The following is a 16332-nucleotide window of genomic DNA, read 5'->3' on the forward strand; positions in this document are numbered from 1 at the left end:
CTCTAATCAGACTTCAACCGTTGAGCCCTGGTGTTGCTTGACAGCGACGGGCGCTTCACTGGCGGCAGTAGCCGCACTGATGTTTACGGCGTGGAGTCCTTTTGGACCTTGAATAATATCGAAGCTTACCGGCTGGCCAGCCTTGAGCGTTTTATAGCCGTCCATCTGGATTGCCGAGTAGTGGGCGAACAGGTCCTCATCTCGACCATCGGCCAGGATGAACCCATAGCCTTTGGCGTTGTTGAACCACTTGACCTTACCGCTAACCATGCTGATATCCCTCTGCAAAGGACTCCATCACTGGAGTATCATCCACATCAATTCCACGCTTTGCTTGACGTAAGCCAGTAAAGCTGTGAAACCCCTTAATACCCACAGTGGGTATTCATTGTTTGTAACACCGTTTTGCCGATAGTCAAGGCAATGCTGTAACTGGCTGAGAAGCCGTTCAAACTCTGTCTAGCACAGACTATTCGCCCATCAATGAAGCTATTCAGCATGCATGCACGTAGCCAGATTCGACTAACATTCAATCAGGATCGCCCCGCAGAGCATGAGGACGATTCCTTCGGCTTAGCCGTTCAGGAATCCAAGCCCGCCCTGCAGGCGCCTCCTATGTACAAAGTGATTTTGTTTAACGACGACTACACGCCCATGGATTTCGTGGTCGAGATTCTCGAGGTGTTTTTCAACCTGAATCGAGAGATGGCGACCAAAATCATGCTGACCGTCCATACAGAGGGGCGGGCAGTGTGTGGAGTGTTTACCCGCGATATTGCTGAAACCAAAGCGACACAGGTGAATCAATATGCGAGAGAGAGCCAGCATCCGCTACTCTGTGAAATAGAGAAGGACGGTTAACGCCGGCCACTTGGGCATGAGGTGAAGCTATGTTAAATCGAGAGCTCGAAGTCACCCTCAATCTGGCTTTCAAGGAGGCTCGTACCAAGCGTCATGAATTTATGACGGTTGAGCACTTGCTGCTGGCCCTCCTGGATAACGAGGCCGCTGCCAGCGTGCTGCGCGCGTGTGGGGCCAACCTGGACAAGTTGCGGCATGATCTGCAGGAATTTATCGACTCCACCACGCCGCTAATCCCACAACACGACGAAGAGCGCGAAACGCAGCCTACGCTGGGTTTCCAGCGCGTTCTGCAGCGCGCGGTGTTCCACGTGCAGAGTTCCGGCAAGCGTGAAGTGACCGGTGCCAACGTACTGGTAGCAATCTTCAGCGAGCAGGAAAGTCAGGCGGTATTTTTACTTAAGCAGCAGAGCGTCGCGCGTATCGATGTGGTCAACTTTATTGCCCACGGCATCTCCAAGGTACCGGGCCATGGTGGCCATTCGGAAACCGAACAGGAAATGCAGGACGACGAGGGCGGCGAGTCCTCCAGCTCGAGCAATCCGCTGGATGCTTATGCCAGTAACCTGAACGAACTCGCTCGCCAGGGCCGCATTGATCCGCTTGTCGGTCGCGAGTCAGAAGTCGAACGTGTGGCGCAGATTCTAGCGCGTCGGCGTAAGAACAATCCGCTATTGGTGGGTGAGGCTGGCGTGGGTAAAACTGCCATCGCCGAAGGCCTGGCCAAGCGCATCGTCGATAATCAGGTACCTGATCTACTTGCAGACAGCGTGGTCTACTCGCTGGACCTTGGTGCTCTGCTGGCCGGCACCAAGTACCGTGGTGATTTCGAGAAGCGCCTGAAGGCGCTGCTGAATGAGCTGCGCAAGCGTCCACATGCCATTCTGTTTATTGATGAAATCCACACCATCATTGGTGCGGGCGCTGCATCAGGCGGTGTCATGGATGCCTCCAATCTGCTTAAGCCCATGCTTTCATCGGGTGAGATTCGCTGCATCGGTTCCACAACCTTCCAGGAGTTCCGCGGCATCTTCGAGAAAGACCGTGCACTGGCTCGGCGCTTCCAGAAAGTCGATGTGGTTGAGCCCTCGGTGGAAGACACCATCGGCATCCTGCGTGGTCTGAAAGGTCGCTTCGAGCAGCATCACAGTATCGAGTACAGTGATGAAGCGCTGCGTGCCGCGGCTGAACTGGCCTCGCGCTATATCAATGACCGGCATATGCCGGACAAGGCGATTGATGTAATTGATGAGGCCGGCGCCTATCAGCGCTTGCAGCCGCTAGATAAACGCCTGACCCGCATCGATGTGGCGCAGGTCGAAGACATCGTGGCGAAAATTGCCCGTATTCCGCCAAAACACGTCAGCAGCTCGGACAAAGAACTGTTGCGTAATCTGGAACGCGATCTGAAGCTCACCGTGTTTGGCCAGGATGCGGCGATTGACTCGCTGTCGACGGCGATCAAGTTGTCGCGTGCAGGTCTCAAGGCACCTGACAAACCGGTGGGCTCCTTCCTGTTTGCCGGCCCTACGGGTGTTGGTAAAACTGAAGCCGCTCGCCAGCTGGCCAAGGCTATGGGCGTTGAGCTGGTTCGTTTCGACATGTCCGAATACATGGAGCGCCACACCGTGTCGCGCCTGATCGGTGCACCGCCGGGCTATGTCGGCTTTGATCAGGGCGGCCTGTTAACCGAGGCCATCACCAAAACGCCGCACTGCGTATTGCTGCTCGATGAGATCGAAAAGGCTCACCCGGAAGTCTTTAACCTGCTGTTGCAGGTTATGGACCACGGCACCCTGACCGATAACAACGGCCGCAAGGCGGACTTCCGCAACGTGATCGTGATCATGACTACTAACGCCGGTGCTGAAACAGCAGCGCGGGCGTCCATTGGCTTTACCCATCAGGACCACTCGTCTGATGCCATGGAAGTGATCAAGAAGAGCTTCACGCCGGAGTTCCGTAACCGCCTGGATACCATTATCCAGTTCGGCCGCCTGAGCCACGAAGTGATCAAAAGCATCGTCGACAAGTTCCTCACCGAACTGCAGGCGCAGCTGGAGGACAAGCGCGTCACGCTGGAGGTCAGCGATGCAGCGCGTAGCTGGTTGGCAGAAAGCGGTTATGACGTGCAGATGGGCGCTCGGCCGATGGCGCGCCTGATCCAGGACAAGATCAAGCGTCCACTGGCGGAAGAGATCCTGTTTGGTGAGCTGGCTGAGCACGGTGGTGTGGTGCATATCGATATTGAAGGTGGTGAGCTGACTTTCGATTTCGAAACCACGGCAGAAATGGCCTAGGCGTAGTTTCCTGCGCGCACAAAAACGCCCGGCTTAGCCGGGCGTTTTTACTGGAGCTTGGTGTAACAGATGCCAGAAAACTGAGTTTTCGCTGGCCTGTTAACGGGCGCGGTAAGTAATGCGGCCTTTGCTCAAGTCATAAGGCGTAAGTTCAACACGAACTTTGTCGCCAGTCAGAATGCGGATGTAATTTTTGCGCATCTTTCCGGAGATGTGCGCAGTAACGACGTGCCCATTTTCCAACTCCACACGGAACATGGTGTTGGGCAGGGTGTCGACGACAGTGCCTTCCATTTCGAAGCTGTCTTCTTTCGACATGCAGTAAAGCCCTCGGTATCCAATGAATGGCCCGGTGCAACTGGCGCCAGGCAAAAGCGGCGTGCATTGTGCCCGAAATTTGGGGTTTGCGCCAAGGGCTTCAGTTAAGACTGACCCAGCGTTGATTGACGAACAGCTCAATCGGCCGGTATTGGGTCTTGTAACTCATCTTGCGGCAGTTCTTGATCCAGTAGCCCAGATAGACCGCATGCAGTCCCAAACGCGCCGCTTCGGCAATTTGCCAGAGGATGGCAAAGCGCCCGAGGCTGCGTCGTTCCTCGCCTGGCTCGTAAAAGGTATAAACCGCCGACAACCCATTGGGCAGTACATCGGTTACGGCAATTGCCAGTAGGCGGTTGTCATGGCGGAATTCATAGAAACGCGAAAAAGCCAGATCGCGCACCAGAAAGGTCGAAAATTGTTCGCGGTTGGGCGGGTACATATCGCCATCGGCGTGCCGCTGCTCAATGTAGCGCACGTACAGCGCGTAATACTCTTCGGTAAATGCCGGGCGCACCAGGCGAACCTGAATGTCCTGATTGCGCTTAAAAATGCGCCGTTGCTGGCGATTCGGGCTGAACTGCGCGGCAGGGATGCGCGCTGGAACGCAGGCGGTGCAGCGTTGGCAGTGCGGGCGATAGAGGTGGTCGCCGCTGCGACGAAAGCCCATTTCCGAAAGCTCAGCATAAACATCCGCATCCATGGGCTGGCTGGGGTCGAGGAACAGGGTTGTCGCCTGCTCATCGGGCAGATAGCTGCAGGGGTGCGGTTGAGTGGCATAAAACTTCAGGCGGGCCAGCTCAGTCATGATCGACTCTCGGGATCGGTCTTGAATTAAGTGTAAGCCAGGCTGGCAAACTCGCCTAGGCGCCCCAGTCGGCCTGGCTGGATTGATCAAGATGGTCGCTCAGGTAGCCGGCAAACTCGGCACGGGAAATCGTCTGAGCGCCGAGGCTGAGCAGATGCTCGGTTGGCATCTGGCAGTCAATCAACACAAAACCCCAGTTCTTCAAGTGTTCAACCAGAGTAACGAAGCCCACTTTGGAGGCGTTGTCCGCGCGACTGAACATCGACTCGCCAAAGAACAGCTGGCCCATAGCCAGGCCATAGAGCCCGCCAACCAGCTCGTTATCGCGCCAGACCTCAACCGAATGAGCGATACCGCGCCTGTGCAGTTCCAGGTAGGCGTCCTGCATAGGGCTGGTGATCCAAGTTTCAGTCGCATAGCTGCGCGGTGCGGCGCAAGCGCGGATGACGGCGGCGAAAGCCTGATCGAAGGTCACCCGATAACGGCCCTGACGCAGCACCTTGGCGAGACTGCGCGAGACATGCAGTTTGTCAGGCAGCAGCACGGTGCGCGGGTCGGGCGACCACCAGAGAATCGGTTGGCCATCCTGAAACCAAGGGAAGCAACCGTGGCGATAAGCCTGGATCAAACGCGCGGGGCGCAGATCGCCACCCGCCGCCAACAGCCCGTTGGGCTCGCGCAGGGCTTTATTGAGGGGCGGGAAATCCAGTGAGTCGCGTTGCAGCCACGTCAGCATGTGCAGGGCCGAAATTGGACAGAGGAGGGCAGGGCGGAGTGTGCGTCTGCCCTGAGTGGATCAATTGTCGTCGAGGAATTTCTCGACATCCAGCGCTGCCATGCAGCCAGCGCCGGCAGAAGTAATGGCCTGACGGTAAACGTGGTCAGCCACGTCGCCCGCTGCAAACACACCTTCAATGCTAGTGGCGGTGGCATTGCCTTCATTGCCACCCTTGATCAGCAGATAGCCGTCGCGCATCTCCAGTTGGCCGTGGAAAAGCTCGGTATTGGGCTTGTGGCCGATGGCGATAAATACGCCGGCTAGAGGCAGATCTTTGCTCACGCCGCTCTGCGTATCTTTCAGGCGCGCGCCTGTAACACCCGTGTTATCACCCAGCACTTCTTCAAGAGCGTGATTCCAGTGCAGCACCACGTTGCCGTTGGCCGCTTTGTCGAACAGCTTGTCCTGGAGAATTTTCTCGGAACGCAGCTTGTCGCGGCGATGCACCAGGTGCACTTCCTTGGCGATATTCGACAGGTACAGCGCTTCTTCGACCGCGGTATTGCCGCCGCCAATCACCGCGACCACCTGGTTGCGGTAGAAGAAACCATCGCAGGTGGCACACGCCGATACGCCTTTGCCGGAAAACGCCTCTTCGGACGGCAGGCCCAGGTACTGAGCCGATGCCCCTGTGGCGATAATCAGTGCGTCACAGGTGTAGGTACCGCTGTCGCCTTTCAAGGTGAAAGGGCGCGATTGCAACTCAGCAGTGTGGATGTGGTCGTAGACGATCTCGGTTTCAAAGCGCTCGGCATGCTTTTGCATGCGCTCCATCAACGCTGGGCCGGTCAGGCCTTCGACATCACCAGGCCAGTTGTCCACTTCGGTAGTGGTGGTCAGCTGACCACCGGGCTGAATGCCAGTAATGATCACAGGCTTGAGGTTGGCGCGGGCAGCGTAAACGGCAGCGCTATAACCGGCAGGGCCGGAGCCCAGGATGATCAAGCGTGAATGCTTGACTTCGCTCATAAAAACACCTCATAAGCCTTTGTCACAAAAGAGAATGCATGCTCCAATTGAGCCGCACGGAAGATATTGGCGGATATGCTACACCGAAGCGGGCGAAGAGCGGGAGTCAACCGCCGTAGCTGTTTATGCATACAGCTCGCTCTGGTATGGTGCGGTTAAACCCGTACAATCGCTGCATATTTTGCCGTTAACCAATTATTCGGCGCCTCTGGCGCAGGAACAGATGCGTTTTGAAGAAATCTAGCCCAACCGCACAAGCCCCTCTCTGGCGTCAGCAGCTGCCTTATCGACTCAAAGAAGGCGCGCTGATTGGCCTGGGCGCACTTTGCCTTTATCTCTGGATGGCTCTGCTGACGTACGATGCGGCTGACCCGGGCTGGACGCACACCAGCAATGTTGAGCAGGTACAGAACGCCGCCGGCCGCGCCGGTGCATGGTTTGCCGACATTCTGTTTATGGCCTTGGGTTATTTCGCCTATTTATTCCCGCTGCTGTTAGCAGTAAAAACCCTGCAGGTGTTCCGCGCCCGCCATCAGCCGTGGCAGTGGAGCGGCTGGCTTTTTTCCTGGCGGCTGATTGGTCTGGTTTTTCTGGTGTTGTCCGGTGCCGCGCTGGCGTATATCCATTTTCACGCCAGCTCAAGCATGCCGGCCTCCGCAGGTGGAGCGCTGGGTGAAAGCCTCGGAGCGCTGGCGATCAATGCGCTGAATGTGCAAGGCAGTACGCTGCTGCTGATTGCGCTGTTTCTGTTTGGTCTAACGGTGTTTACCGATCTGTCCTGGTTCAAGGTGATGGACCTGACCGGCAAGATCACCCTTGATCTGATCGAGCTGATCCAGAGTCTGGCCAACCGCTGGTGGAGTGCGCGGGTTGAGCGCAAGCAGCTGGTGGCGCAATTGCGTGAAGTCGACGAGCGCGTCAGTGAAGTCTCCGCGCCAATCGTGCTGGATCGCCGCGAACAGGCCAAGGTCAAAGAGCGCCTGATTGAGCGCGAAGAGTCGCTGAATAAGCACATGAGTGAACGGGTCAACCGCCCAGCACCGGTGATCACGCCGCCGGCCGCGCCGAAAGCGCCTGAGCCGAGCAAACGCGTGCTGAAAGAGAAGCAGGTTAACCTGTTTGAAGACAGCGCTCTGGCCGGCAGCCTGCCGCCGATTTCGATCCTCGATGTGGCAGAGAAAGTTCAGAAGAAATACTCACCCGAATACCTGGAAGCCATGTCGCGCCTGCTTGAGATCAAGCTCAAGGAGTTTGGCGTCGAGGTTATCGTCGAGTCGGTTCATCCGGGCCCGGTGATTACCCGTTTCGAGATTCAGCCCGCAGCTGGGGTCAAGGTCAGCCGTATTTCTGGCCTGGCCAAGGACCTGGCGCGTTCGATGGCGATTATCAGCGTACGCGTGGTGGAAGTAATTCCGGGCAAAACCACCGTCGGTATCGAGATTCCCAACGAAGACCGGCAGATCGTGCGCTTCTCCGAAGTGCTGTCATCGCCCGAGTACGATGAGGCCAAGTCGCCGGTTACTCTGGCTCTGGGCCACGATATCGGCGGTAAGCCGGTGATCACCGATCTGGCGAAGATGCCCCATCTGTTGGTGGCCGGTACCACCGGCTCGGGTAAGTCGGTCGGGGTTAACGCAATGATCCTGTCGATTCTGTTCAAGTCCACGCCGGAAGAGGCGCGCTTGATCATGATCGACCCGAAAATGCTCGAACTGTCGATCTACGAAGGCATTCCTCACCTGCTGTGCCCGGTCGTGACCGACATGAAGGAAGCAGCAAACGCCCTACGCTGGTCGGTGGCCGAGATGGAGCGTCGCTACAAGCTGATGTCGAAGATGGGCGTGCGCAACCTGGCCGGCTTTAACCGCAAGGTCAAAGACGCCGAAGAGGCGGGCGAGCCGCTTAGCGATCCGCTGTACAAGCGCGAAAGCATGCACGACGAAGCGCCGCTGCTGAAAACCCTGCCGACCATCGTGGTGGTGGTCGACGAGTTCGCCGACATGATGATGATCGTCGGCAAGAAGGTTGAAGAGCTGATCGCCCGTATCGCGCAGAAAGCCCGTGCCGCGGGGATTCACCTGATTCTCGCGACCCAGCGCCCCTCGGTGGATGTGATCACCGGTCTGATCAAGGCCAACATCCCGACCCGTATGGCGTTCCAGGTATCGAGCAAGATCGACTCGCGCACCATCCTCGACCAAGGCGGCGCCGAACAGCTACTGGGCCACGGTGACATGCTCTATATGCCGCCGGGCACCGGCTTACCGATTCGCGTGCACGGCGCTTTCGTCTCCGACGAGGAAGTACACCGCGTGGTTGAGGCTTGGAAGCAGCGCGGCACGCCTGACTATATCGATGACATCCTGGCCGGCGCTGAAGAGTCCGGTAGCGGCTTTGAGGGTGGCAGCGGCGAAGGCAGTGAAGGCAGCGAGTCCGATCCGCTTTACGACGAAGCAGTCAATTTCGTTTTGGAAAGCCGCCGCGCCTCTATTTCTGCGGTGCAGCGCAAGCTGAAGATCGGCTACAACCGAGCCGCACGGATGATCGAGGCCATGGAAATGGCCGGCGTCGTCACCTCAATGAACACCAATGGCTCTCGCGAGGTCATAGCACCAAGCCCCGTTCGCGATTAACGCCTAGCCCGATCTGATAAGGAGTCCCATGCGCCTGATTCGCATGTTGTTGCTGACCGTACTGAGTTTTACCAACGTTGCCGCCATGGCCGACGATGAAGTTGCCGTGCAGCGTTTGACCGAGCTGCTTAACCAGGCGCAGACCATCAACGCACGCTTTTCCCAGCTGACCCTAGACGGCAGTGGTACCCAGCTGCAGGAAACTGCTGGCCAGCTCGCGCTGAAACGTCCGGGTCTGTTCCGCTGGCACACCGATGCGCCGATGGAGCAGCTGCTGGTTTCCAACGGCGAGAAGGTCTGGCTGTATGACCCGGATCTGCAACAGGTGACCATTCAAACCCTCGATCAGCGCCTGACCCACACCCCGGCGCTGCTGCTGTCCGGCGATGTGTCGAAGATCCGTGAGAACTTCGAGATCAGCCACAAAGAGGGTGGCAACGTGGTCGACTTTATTCTCAAGCCAAAATCCAAGGACACTCTGTTCGACAGCCTGCGTCTGTCGTTCCGCAACAAGGTGCTCAACGACATGCAACTGATCGACAGCATCGGCCAGCGCACCAACATTCTTTTCCTCAACGTGAAAATGAATGAGCCACAGAACGATGCGCAGTTCACTTTCGAGATTCCGGCCGGCGCGGACGTGATTCAAGAGTAGAAAGCTCAAAGCAGAGGCGTTAAACCGCAGTCATGGATCTGTTTCGCAAGGCTTCCGTTGCTCAACCCCTGGCTGCCCGTTTGCGTGCAGCCAGCCTGGATGAGTACGTCGGTCAGGAGCACTTGCTGGCCCGCGGCAAACCCTTGCGTGAAGCGCTGGAGCAGGGTGCGCTGCACTCGATGATCTTCTGGGGCCCGCCGGGCGTCGGCAAGACCACCCTGGCGCGGCTGCTGGCGCAGGTTTCCGATGCGCATTTCGAGACGATTTCTGCGGTGCTTTCCGGGGTTAAGGAGATTCGTCAGGCAGTGGAAGTCGCGCAGCAGCATGCCGCGCAATATGGCCGTCAGACCATCCTGTTTGTCGATGAAGTGCACCGCTTCAACAAGTCGCAGCAGGATGCCTTCCTGCCTTACGTGGAAGACGGCACGCTGATCTTTATCGGCGCCACCACGGAAAACCCGTCATTCGAGTTGAACAACGCCTTGCTCTCACGCGCCCGCATGTACGTACTGAAAAGCCTGGATGAAAGCGCGCTGCGCAAACTGGTCGATCGCGCCTTGAGCGACCCAAAGGGCCTGGGCGAGCGCAAACTTAGCCTTCCAGAAGAAAGCTTCCAGATTCTCCAAGCCGCCGCCGATGGTGATGGCCGGCGCTTGCTCAATTTTCTGGAAAACGCTGCGGATCTGGCCGAAGACGGCAGCGAGATCAGCAGCGAGTTGCTGCTCAATCTGCTTGGCGATACCCGTCGGCGCTTCGACAAGGGCGGCGAAGCCTTCTACGACCAGATATCGGCGCTGCACAAATCCGTGCGTGGCTCCAACCCCGACGGCGCGCTGTACTGGTTTGCGCGCATGCTCGATGGAGGCTGTGATCCGCTGTATATCGCCCGGCGCGTGGTGCGCATGGCCAGCGAAGACATCGGCAACGCCGACCCACGGGCGCTGACCCTGTGCCTAAACGCCTGGGATGTACAAGAGCGCCTGGGCAGTCCCGAGGGCGAGCTGGCAGTGGCTCAGGCGATTGTCTACCTCGCCTGCGCGCCGAAAAGCAATGCGGTCTACAACGCCTTCAACGCCGCTAAGCGTGACGCTGCCGAGCATGGCTCGCAAGAAGTCCCGCTGCACCTGCGCAATGCGCCGACCAAACTTATGAAAGAGTTGGGCTATGGCGACGAATACCGCTACGCCCACGATGAGCCTGATGCCTATGCGGCAGGCGAAGATTACTTTCCGGAAACATTCGAGCCACGCGAGTATTACCAGCCAGTGCCACGTGGCCTGGAGTTGAAAATTCGCGACAAGCTGCAGCACCTGAAAAACCAGGACCGCAACAGCCCTCGGCAGCGGAGAAAACCATGATCGGTGTAGTGGTTGCCGTAGCCTTGGGCGGTATGTTCGGCACGCTGTTGCGCTTCGCCACGGCCAACTGGGTCAGCGCAAACTGGCCGCAGCACTTCTACGGTGCGACCTTGGCGGTGAATATTCTTGGTTGCCTGCTGATCGGCTACCTATATGGCCTGTTCCTGCTGCGCCCTGAGCTGCCGCTGGAGTTGCGCGCGGGGCTGATTGTTGGCTTTCTTGGCGGCCTGACCACCTTTTCATCTTTTTCCCTCGACACCGTACGGCTGCTGGAGAGCGGCCAGCTGCCGCTGGCCCTGGGCTATGCGTCAGTCAGCGTGTTGGGTAGCCTGCTAGCGACCTGGGCGGGACTTAGCTTGGCGCGCCTGTGTCAGTAACGGCGTTGTCGATTGGCACTTCCCCCCGCTAAAGCCTTAAACTGCGCGGCATTGCGCGTCATGGCCAAAGCCATGCAAACCCTTGTGAAGTGTTGAGACCAGAACATGCTTGATTCCAAACTCGTTCGTACCCAGCTCCATGAAGTGGCCGAGCGCCTGGCTGCCCGTGGCTTTGTCCTCGATGTTGCGCGTTTTGAAGCGCTAGAAGCCCAGCGCAAGACTCTGCAGACCCGCACCGAGCAGCTGCAGGCCGAGCGCAACAGTCGCTCTAAATCCATTGGCCAGGCCAAGCAGCGCGGTGAAGACATCACGCCGCTGCTGGCGGAAGTGGACCAGATGGGCAGCGATCTGGAGCAGGGTAAACGTGACCTCGATGGCATCCAGGCCGAGCTCGACAACCTGCTGCTGAATATCCCCAATCTGCCGCATGAGTCGGTGCCGGTTGGTGCAGACGAAGAGGGTAACGTTGAGGTGTCGCGCTGGGGCACACCGCGCAGCTTCGACTTCCCGATTCAGGATCACGTTGCCCTCGGCGAGCAGCACGGCTGGCTGGACTTTGAGACCGCCGCAAAGCTCTCTGGCGCGCGCTTTGCCGTGCTGCGCGGGCCCATCGCCCGTATGCACCGCGCCCTGGCACAGTTCATGATTAACCTGCACACCGGCGAGCACGGCTACGAAGAAGCCTACACGCCGTATTTGGTACAGGCGCCGGCGCTGCAAGGCACCGGCCAGCTGCCGAAGTTCGAGGAAGACCTGTTCAAGATCAGCCGCGAAGGCGAAGCCGATCTTTACCTGATCCCGACTGCTGAAGTGTCGCTGACCAATATCGTTGCTGGCGAGATCCTTGACCCTAAGCAGCTGCCACTCAAGCTGGTTGCGCACACCCCGTGCTTCCGTAGCGAAGCCGGCGCATCGGGTCGTGATACCCGCGGGATGATTCGTCAGCACCAGTTCGACAAGGTTGAGATGGTGCAGATCGTCGAGCCAAGCAAATCTTTCGAAGCGCTGGAAAGTCTGACCGCCAACGCTGAGCGCGTGCTGCAGCTGCTTGAGCTGCCATACCGCAAATTGGCGCTGTGTACCGGTGACATGGGCTTCGGTGCGGTGAAAACCTATGACCTGGAAGTCTGGGTGCCGAGCCAGGATAAGTACCGCGAGATTTCCTCGTGCTCTAACTGTGGCGACTTCCAGGCGCGTCGCATGCAAGCACGCTACCGCAACCCAGAAACCGGAAAACCCGAGCTGGTGCACACCCTCAACGGCTCCGGCCTGGCAGTAGGTCGCACACTGGTCGCCGTACTGGAGAACTACCAGCAGGCCGATGGCAGCATCCGCGTGCCGGACGTGCTGAAGCCCTATATGGGCGGTATCGAAATCATCGGTTAATCCGAATTTCAGTTACCTGCGACGGGGCGGCCAGTGCCACCCCGTTTTGTTTATCCGATCGAGAGCGTGCGTCATGGATTTTCTGCCCCTGTTCCACAAACTGCAGGATCGCCTGGTACTGGTGGTCGGTGGCGGCGAAGTTGCCGTGCGCAAGGCGCGCTTGCTCAGTGATGCAGGTGCAACCTTGCGTGTGGTTGCGCCGGAGATTCGTGATGAATTGCGTGAGATGGCCAGCGCCCGTAACGGCGAGGTGCTGCTGCGCGATTATCAATCGGCTGATCTGCAGGGGGTGGCACTGATCATTGCCGCCACCGATGACGAGCCGCTGAATGCGCAGATATCCGCCGAGGCGCAGGCCCTGGGCATTCCGGTCAATGTGGTGGATGCGCCCAAGCTGTGCAGCGTGATTTTCCCCGCCATTGTTGATCGCTCGCCTTTGATTGTGGCGATTACCAGTGGCGGCGATGCTCCTGTATTGGCGCGGCTGATTCGCGCCAAAATCGAGACCTGGATTCCCGCGACCTATGGCCAGTTGGCGGGTCTGGCCAAACGTTTTCGTGCCCAGGTCAAAGGGCTCTTCCCCGATGTGCAGCAGCGCCGGGTGTTCTGGGAGGATGTGTTCCAGGGCCAGGTGGCCGAAAGCGTATTCGCCGGTAAGCTGCAAGAAGGTCAGCGCCTGCTGGAAGAGAAAATTGCTGGCATTGCCCCGCGCACCTTGGGCGAGGTATATCTGGTTGGCGCAGGGCCGGGTGATCCTGACTTACTGACCTTCCGTGCGCTGCGCCTAATGCAGCAGGCCGATGTTGTGTTGTATGACCGCCTGGTGGCACCTGCGATTATCGAACTGTGCCGCCGTGATGCCGAGCGCATTTATGTCGGCAAACGGCGTGCCGAGCATGCCGTACCGCAAGAGCAGATCAACCAGCGCTTGGTCAATCTGGCCAAAGAAGGTAAGCGGGTGCTACGTCTTAAAGGCGGAGATCCGTTCATCTTTGGCCGCGGTGGAGAGGAAATTGAAGAGCTGGCCGCCCATGGCATCCCCTTTCAGGTTGTCCCTGGCATTACCGCAGCCTCTGGCTGCGCCGCTTATGCTGGGATTCCGCTGACTCACCGAGACCATGCGCAGTCGGTGCGTTTTGTTACCGGCCACCTGAAAGATGGCAGCAGTGATTTACCCTGGAACGAACTCACCGCCAGCAGTCAGACTCTGGTGTTTTATATGGGGTTGGTCGGCTTGCCGATCATTTGCCAGCAGTTGATTGCCCATGGCCGCGCCGCTACAACCCCGGCAGCATTGATCCAGCAGGGCACCACGCAGAACCAGCGGGTGTTTACGGGCACTCTGGCCAATCTGGCGGAGCTGGTGGCAGAGCATGAGGTGCATGCGCCGACGTTGGTCATAGTCGGCGAAGTGGTGCAGCTGCGGGAGAAACTGGCCTGGTTCGAAGGGGCTCAGGCGAGCGTCTGATTGCGCGCCGCCCACATCTGGGCGGCACGCTCCAGGGCTTGTTCACGCGGTTCGCCGAGGGCGCGCAAGGCCAGAGCCATGGTGCTGATGACGGCAAGCTGGCCGTAATCATCGGCCACCTCACCACGCCAGAACGCGGACAGGTGAGCGGGCTGCAATGATTCGGGTTTGACGTGGCGCTGCGGCGACAGTGCCGGCCATTCTTCATCCCAGTTGGTGCTGTTAGCCGTGCCATATAGGTGGCTGGTGGCGTCTGGGTTGATCTCGATTTCGCCGCCTTCGCCCTTGATCACCACAGCGCTATCGCCGAGCAACTGGCTGGCTTCGCGGTGCACCGCCTGATAACCCGGATGAAAGATGCTCTGCAGGCCGCAACGCGCGCCCAGCGGGTTGAGAATGCGCGCCAGGGAATGAATCGGTGAGCGCAGGCCGAGGATATTGCGCAGGTCGATCATCCGTTGCAGTTGCGGCACCCAGTCGCCCAGCGGGATAAACGCCAGCTGTTGTTGCGCCAATGCCTGCTCGACGCTCTCCCAGTTGCGGCACAGCGGGATGTGCAGGGTTTCGAGCAGCTGTTCGCTGTACATCCGCCCGGCAGTGTGTGGGCCGCCACCATGCAGCAGGATGCGAATACCGCTATTGGCCAGTGCTTTGGCGGCTAGCAGGAACCAAGGCAGGTGGCGCTTCTTCCCGGCATAGCTCGGCCAATCCAGGTCCACCTGAATCGCTGGCGCCTGCAGGCGCGCGCGCACGGCTTCGGCAAAGCCGGCCATTTCCTCGGCGCTTTCTTCCTTGTGCCGCAACAGCATCAAAAAGGCACCCAACTGGGTGTCTTCGACCTTCCCCTCAAGCAGCATGCCCATGGCGTCTCGGGCTTCCTCGCGAGTCAGGTTACGTGCGCCGCGCTTGCCCTTACCTAGAATGCGTACAAATTGAGCGAAAGGATGTTCCGGCGGAGTAACAAGGTTCATAGGCAATTGGTCGGTTTGGGCAGGCCCGCCAGCTTGGCGGCGAGTTTGGCAGGAGCGCCATTGAACAGGCGATTGAGGTTCAGGCTATTGCCTTTCTCGGCGCCGATTTTCACGGCTATAAATTTGATCAGCGGACGGTTGGCCGGGGACAACTGAAATTCGTCGTAAAAGCTGCGCACCAGCCAAAGGATTTCCCAGTGTTCGGCACTCAGGCTGATGCCTTCACGTTGCGCCAGGGCTTGCGCGGTAGCTTCGGACCAATCCGCCAGGTCGAGCAGATAGCCGTCTTTGTCCAGCGCCAGGCTGCGACCCTCAACATTCAGCGTGGTCATAGCCAGGTGTTTACCTTGTCGTATTGGCAGCTCAGCGCAACGAAGCCAGGGTAATCGACCAGTGTGAGGCGGGCTGGGAACACAAGGCCGCGAGCCTGCACGTCTTCATCCAACGCATACAGCGCAATGCTTTCAGGCATCAATTCAAGCGCCTGACGCTGCGCGCTGCCGTCCTGCAAGGCGTATACGGCATCACCGCAGAGCAGCAGGGCATCCTGGCTGCCGAGAATGCGCAGGCAACTGCTCAGGCGGCTATCGGTAAAGGGCGAGTGCGAAAGTACGTGCAAGGTAGCCATCAGAGCGTAATCACCTGGTCGTAACGGTCAATCAAGGCGCTTATTGAGGAATCATCGAGGCGCTCGACAGCGAGGCTGCTGGGTTGATCCTGCAGGCCACGTTCGGCCAGGCTGCGCTGCGAGACATACAGCGCCTCGACACCGAACATCGGCAAGGCCTGCAGGTTGGCGCTGAGGTCTTTCTGCTGCAGGGTGGCCGGTTGCTGCGCGCTGCTCAGCTGGAATACACCGTCATCGAGAAACAGCAGGCCAATCGGCAAATCGAAGGCGCCGCCGGCCAGCGCGATATCCAGTGCTTCGCGCGCGCCGGGGCCGGACCAAGGCGCTTGGCGGCTGATGACCAACAGCGACTTACTCATCTCAAGGCCCTCCAAAGCACACTAGACGATCCGCCAGCTGCGCTGCTTCGTGCAACTGGCCCAGGCCAGAAAGCTCCCAGGTCGCATCCAGGTTGGCAGCCGTGCGCGAGTAGCGCTGGGCTTCATCGTCATTCAACACGCCACGGCGTAAGGCGGCGGCGATACACACCACGCCATCCAGCTGCTGCGCTTGCACAAATTCTCGCCATTCGCGGGGTAGGTCCACCTCATCCTGCGCGCAAACCACATTGCTCGAGGCGCTGTGTACGCCGTCCTGATAAAAGAACAGCCGCACGATCTCATGCCCGCCCGCCAATGCAGCCTGCGCAAAACGCAGCGCACGGCGCGAGGAGGGCGCATGGGGAGGGGAGAACAGTGCGATGGCGAACTTCATAGCAAACCTGGCGAGCCAATTTGGCGGAATGATAAAGCTTGGGCCGCCAAGATGCGCGCGGCAGGCATA

At 58.7% G+C, this 16332-nt stretch carries 19 protein-coding genes; 9 read left to right on the top strand and 10 right to left on the bottom strand.

Features of this window, described 5'->3' with window-relative positions:
• Positions 1-6: 6 nt before the first annotated feature.
• Complete coding sequence (gene cspD, locus BLO50_RS13545) at positions 7-270, bottom strand: cold shock domain-containing protein CspD (protein ID WP_090253674.1); 264 nt, start codon at positions 268-270, stop codon at positions 7-9.
• A 228-nt stretch (positions 271-498) separates the two neighbouring features.
• On the opposite strand from cspD, the gene clpS reads away from it, so the two are divergent.
• The gene (clpS, locus tag BLO50_RS13550; RefSeq protein ID WP_090253676.1) at positions 499-861 is read left to right on the top strand and encodes an ATP-dependent Clp protease adapter ClpS; all 363 of its coding nucleotides are present in this window, start codon (positions 499-501) and stop codon (positions 859-861) included.
• 29 nt (positions 862-890) lie between these two features.
• Positions 891-3161, top strand: coding sequence for an ATP-dependent Clp protease ATP-binding subunit ClpA (clpA, locus tag BLO50_RS13555; RefSeq protein ID WP_090253678.1), 2271 nt, complete (start codon positions 891-893; stop codon positions 3159-3161).
• Positions 3162-3260: 99 nt separating this feature from the next.
• Here the strand turns inward: clpA and infA are convergent, their stop codons facing one another.
• The 4 genes from infA to trxB form a co-directional block, all read right to left on the bottom strand.
• A complete protein-coding gene (gene infA, locus BLO50_RS13560) occupies positions 3261-3479 on the bottom strand; it encodes a translation initiation factor IF-1 (protein WP_002553999.1) in 219 nt (72 codons plus the stop codon).
• Between the two features lie 100 nt (positions 3480-3579).
• The gene (locus tag BLO50_RS13565) at positions 3580-4287 is read right to left on the bottom strand and encodes an arginyltransferase (protein ID WP_090253680.1); all 708 of its coding nucleotides are present in this window, start codon (positions 4285-4287) and stop codon (positions 3580-3582) included.
• Between the two features lie 55 nt (positions 4288-4342).
• On the bottom strand, positions 4343-5023 hold the full coding sequence (gene aat, locus BLO50_RS13570; protein ID WP_090253683.1) for a leucyl/phenylalanyl-tRNA--protein transferase: 681 nt from the start codon (positions 5021-5023) through the stop codon (positions 4343-4345).
• Between the two features lie 60 nt (positions 5024-5083).
• Positions 5084-6034 (bottom strand): thioredoxin-disulfide reductase, encoded by a 951-nt coding sequence (gene trxB, locus BLO50_RS13575; protein ID WP_090253685.1) that lies wholly within the window; start codon positions 6032-6034, stop codon positions 5084-5086.
• Here trxB and BLO50_RS21675 point away from each other — a divergent pair.
• The 7 genes from BLO50_RS21675 to cysG all read left to right on the top strand — a co-directional run bounded on the left by BLO50_RS21675 (position 6003) and on the right by cysG (position 13911).
• Positions 6003-6278, top strand: coding sequence for a hypothetical protein (locus tag BLO50_RS21675; RefSeq protein WP_143003821.1), 276 nt, complete (start codon positions 6003-6005; stop codon positions 6276-6278). The two genes, trxB and BLO50_RS21675, sit on opposite strands and share 32 nt — an antisense overlap.
• Entirely contained in the window at positions 6265-8667 is a 2403-nt protein-coding gene (gene ftsK, locus BLO50_RS13580) for a DNA translocase FtsK (protein WP_090253686.1), read from the top strand. The genes BLO50_RS21675 and ftsK overlap by 14 nt, the downstream gene beginning before the upstream one ends.
• Positions 8668-8695: 28 nt before the next feature.
• Positions 8696-9322: an outer membrane lipoprotein periplasmic chaperone LolA gene (gene lolA / locus BLO50_RS13585; protein WP_090253688.1), complete on the top strand. Its 627-nt coding sequence runs from the start codon at positions 8696-8698 to the stop codon at positions 9320-9322.
• A gap of 32 nt (positions 9323-9354) precedes the next feature.
• Positions 9355-10680, top strand: coding sequence for a replication-associated recombination protein A (locus BLO50_RS13590; RefSeq protein WP_090253690.1), 1326 nt, complete (start codon positions 9355-9357; stop codon positions 10678-10680).
• The gene (gene crcB / locus BLO50_RS13595) at positions 10677-11057 is read left to right on the top strand and encodes a fluoride efflux transporter CrcB (RefSeq protein ID WP_090253692.1); all 381 of its coding nucleotides are present in this window, start codon (positions 10677-10679) and stop codon (positions 11055-11057) included. The genes BLO50_RS13590 and crcB overlap by 4 nt, the downstream gene beginning before the upstream one ends.
• A 105-nt stretch (positions 11058-11162) precedes the next feature.
• Positions 11163-12443: a serine--tRNA ligase gene (serS, locus tag BLO50_RS13600; protein WP_090253695.1), complete on the top strand. Its 1281-nt coding sequence runs from the start codon at positions 11163-11165 to the stop codon at positions 12441-12443.
• Between the two features lie 73 nt (positions 12444-12516).
• Entirely contained in the window at positions 12517-13911 is a 1395-nt protein-coding gene (cysG, locus tag BLO50_RS13605) for a siroheme synthase CysG (RefSeq protein WP_090253697.1), read from the top strand.
• On the opposite strand, the gene BLO50_RS13610 is transcribed toward cysG, so the two are convergent.
• Genes BLO50_RS13610 through tusD form a run of 5 tightly spaced genes read right to left on the bottom strand, consistent with a single transcriptional unit; the run spans position 13896 to position 16263 of the window.
• Complete coding sequence (locus tag BLO50_RS13610) at positions 13896-14882, bottom strand: glycosyl transferase family protein (protein WP_090253699.1); 987 nt, start codon at positions 14880-14882, stop codon at positions 13896-13898. The genes cysG and BLO50_RS13610 overlap by 16 nt on opposite strands.
• On the bottom strand, positions 14879-15214 hold the full coding sequence (locus BLO50_RS13615) for a TusE/DsrC/DsvC family sulfur relay protein (protein ID WP_090253701.1): 336 nt from the start codon (positions 15212-15214) through the stop codon (positions 14879-14881). Before BLO50_RS13615 ends, BLO50_RS13610 begins: the two co-directional genes overlap by 4 nt.
• Positions 15211-15510: a sulfurtransferase complex subunit TusB gene (tusB, locus tag BLO50_RS13620; protein ID WP_090253703.1), complete on the bottom strand. Its 300-nt coding sequence runs from the start codon at positions 15508-15510 to the stop codon at positions 15211-15213. Before tusB ends, BLO50_RS13615 begins: the two co-directional genes overlap by 4 nt.
• Positions 15510-15869: a sulfurtransferase complex subunit TusC gene (gene tusC / locus BLO50_RS13625; protein WP_090253705.1), complete on the bottom strand. Its 360-nt coding sequence runs from the start codon at positions 15867-15869 to the stop codon at positions 15510-15512. Before tusC ends, tusB begins: the two co-directional genes overlap by 1 nt.
• Position 15870: 1 nt before the next feature.
• Positions 15871-16263: a sulfurtransferase complex subunit TusD gene (gene tusD / locus BLO50_RS13630; RefSeq protein WP_090253707.1), complete on the bottom strand. Its 393-nt coding sequence runs from the start codon at positions 16261-16263 to the stop codon at positions 15871-15873.
• Positions 16264-16332 lie beyond the last annotated feature (69 nt).

It is taken from the genome of Pseudomonas peli (assembly GCF_900099645.1).
GTDB classification, from domain to species: Bacteria; Pseudomonadota; Gammaproteobacteria; order Pseudomonadales; family Pseudomonadaceae; genus Aquipseudomonas; species Aquipseudomonas peli.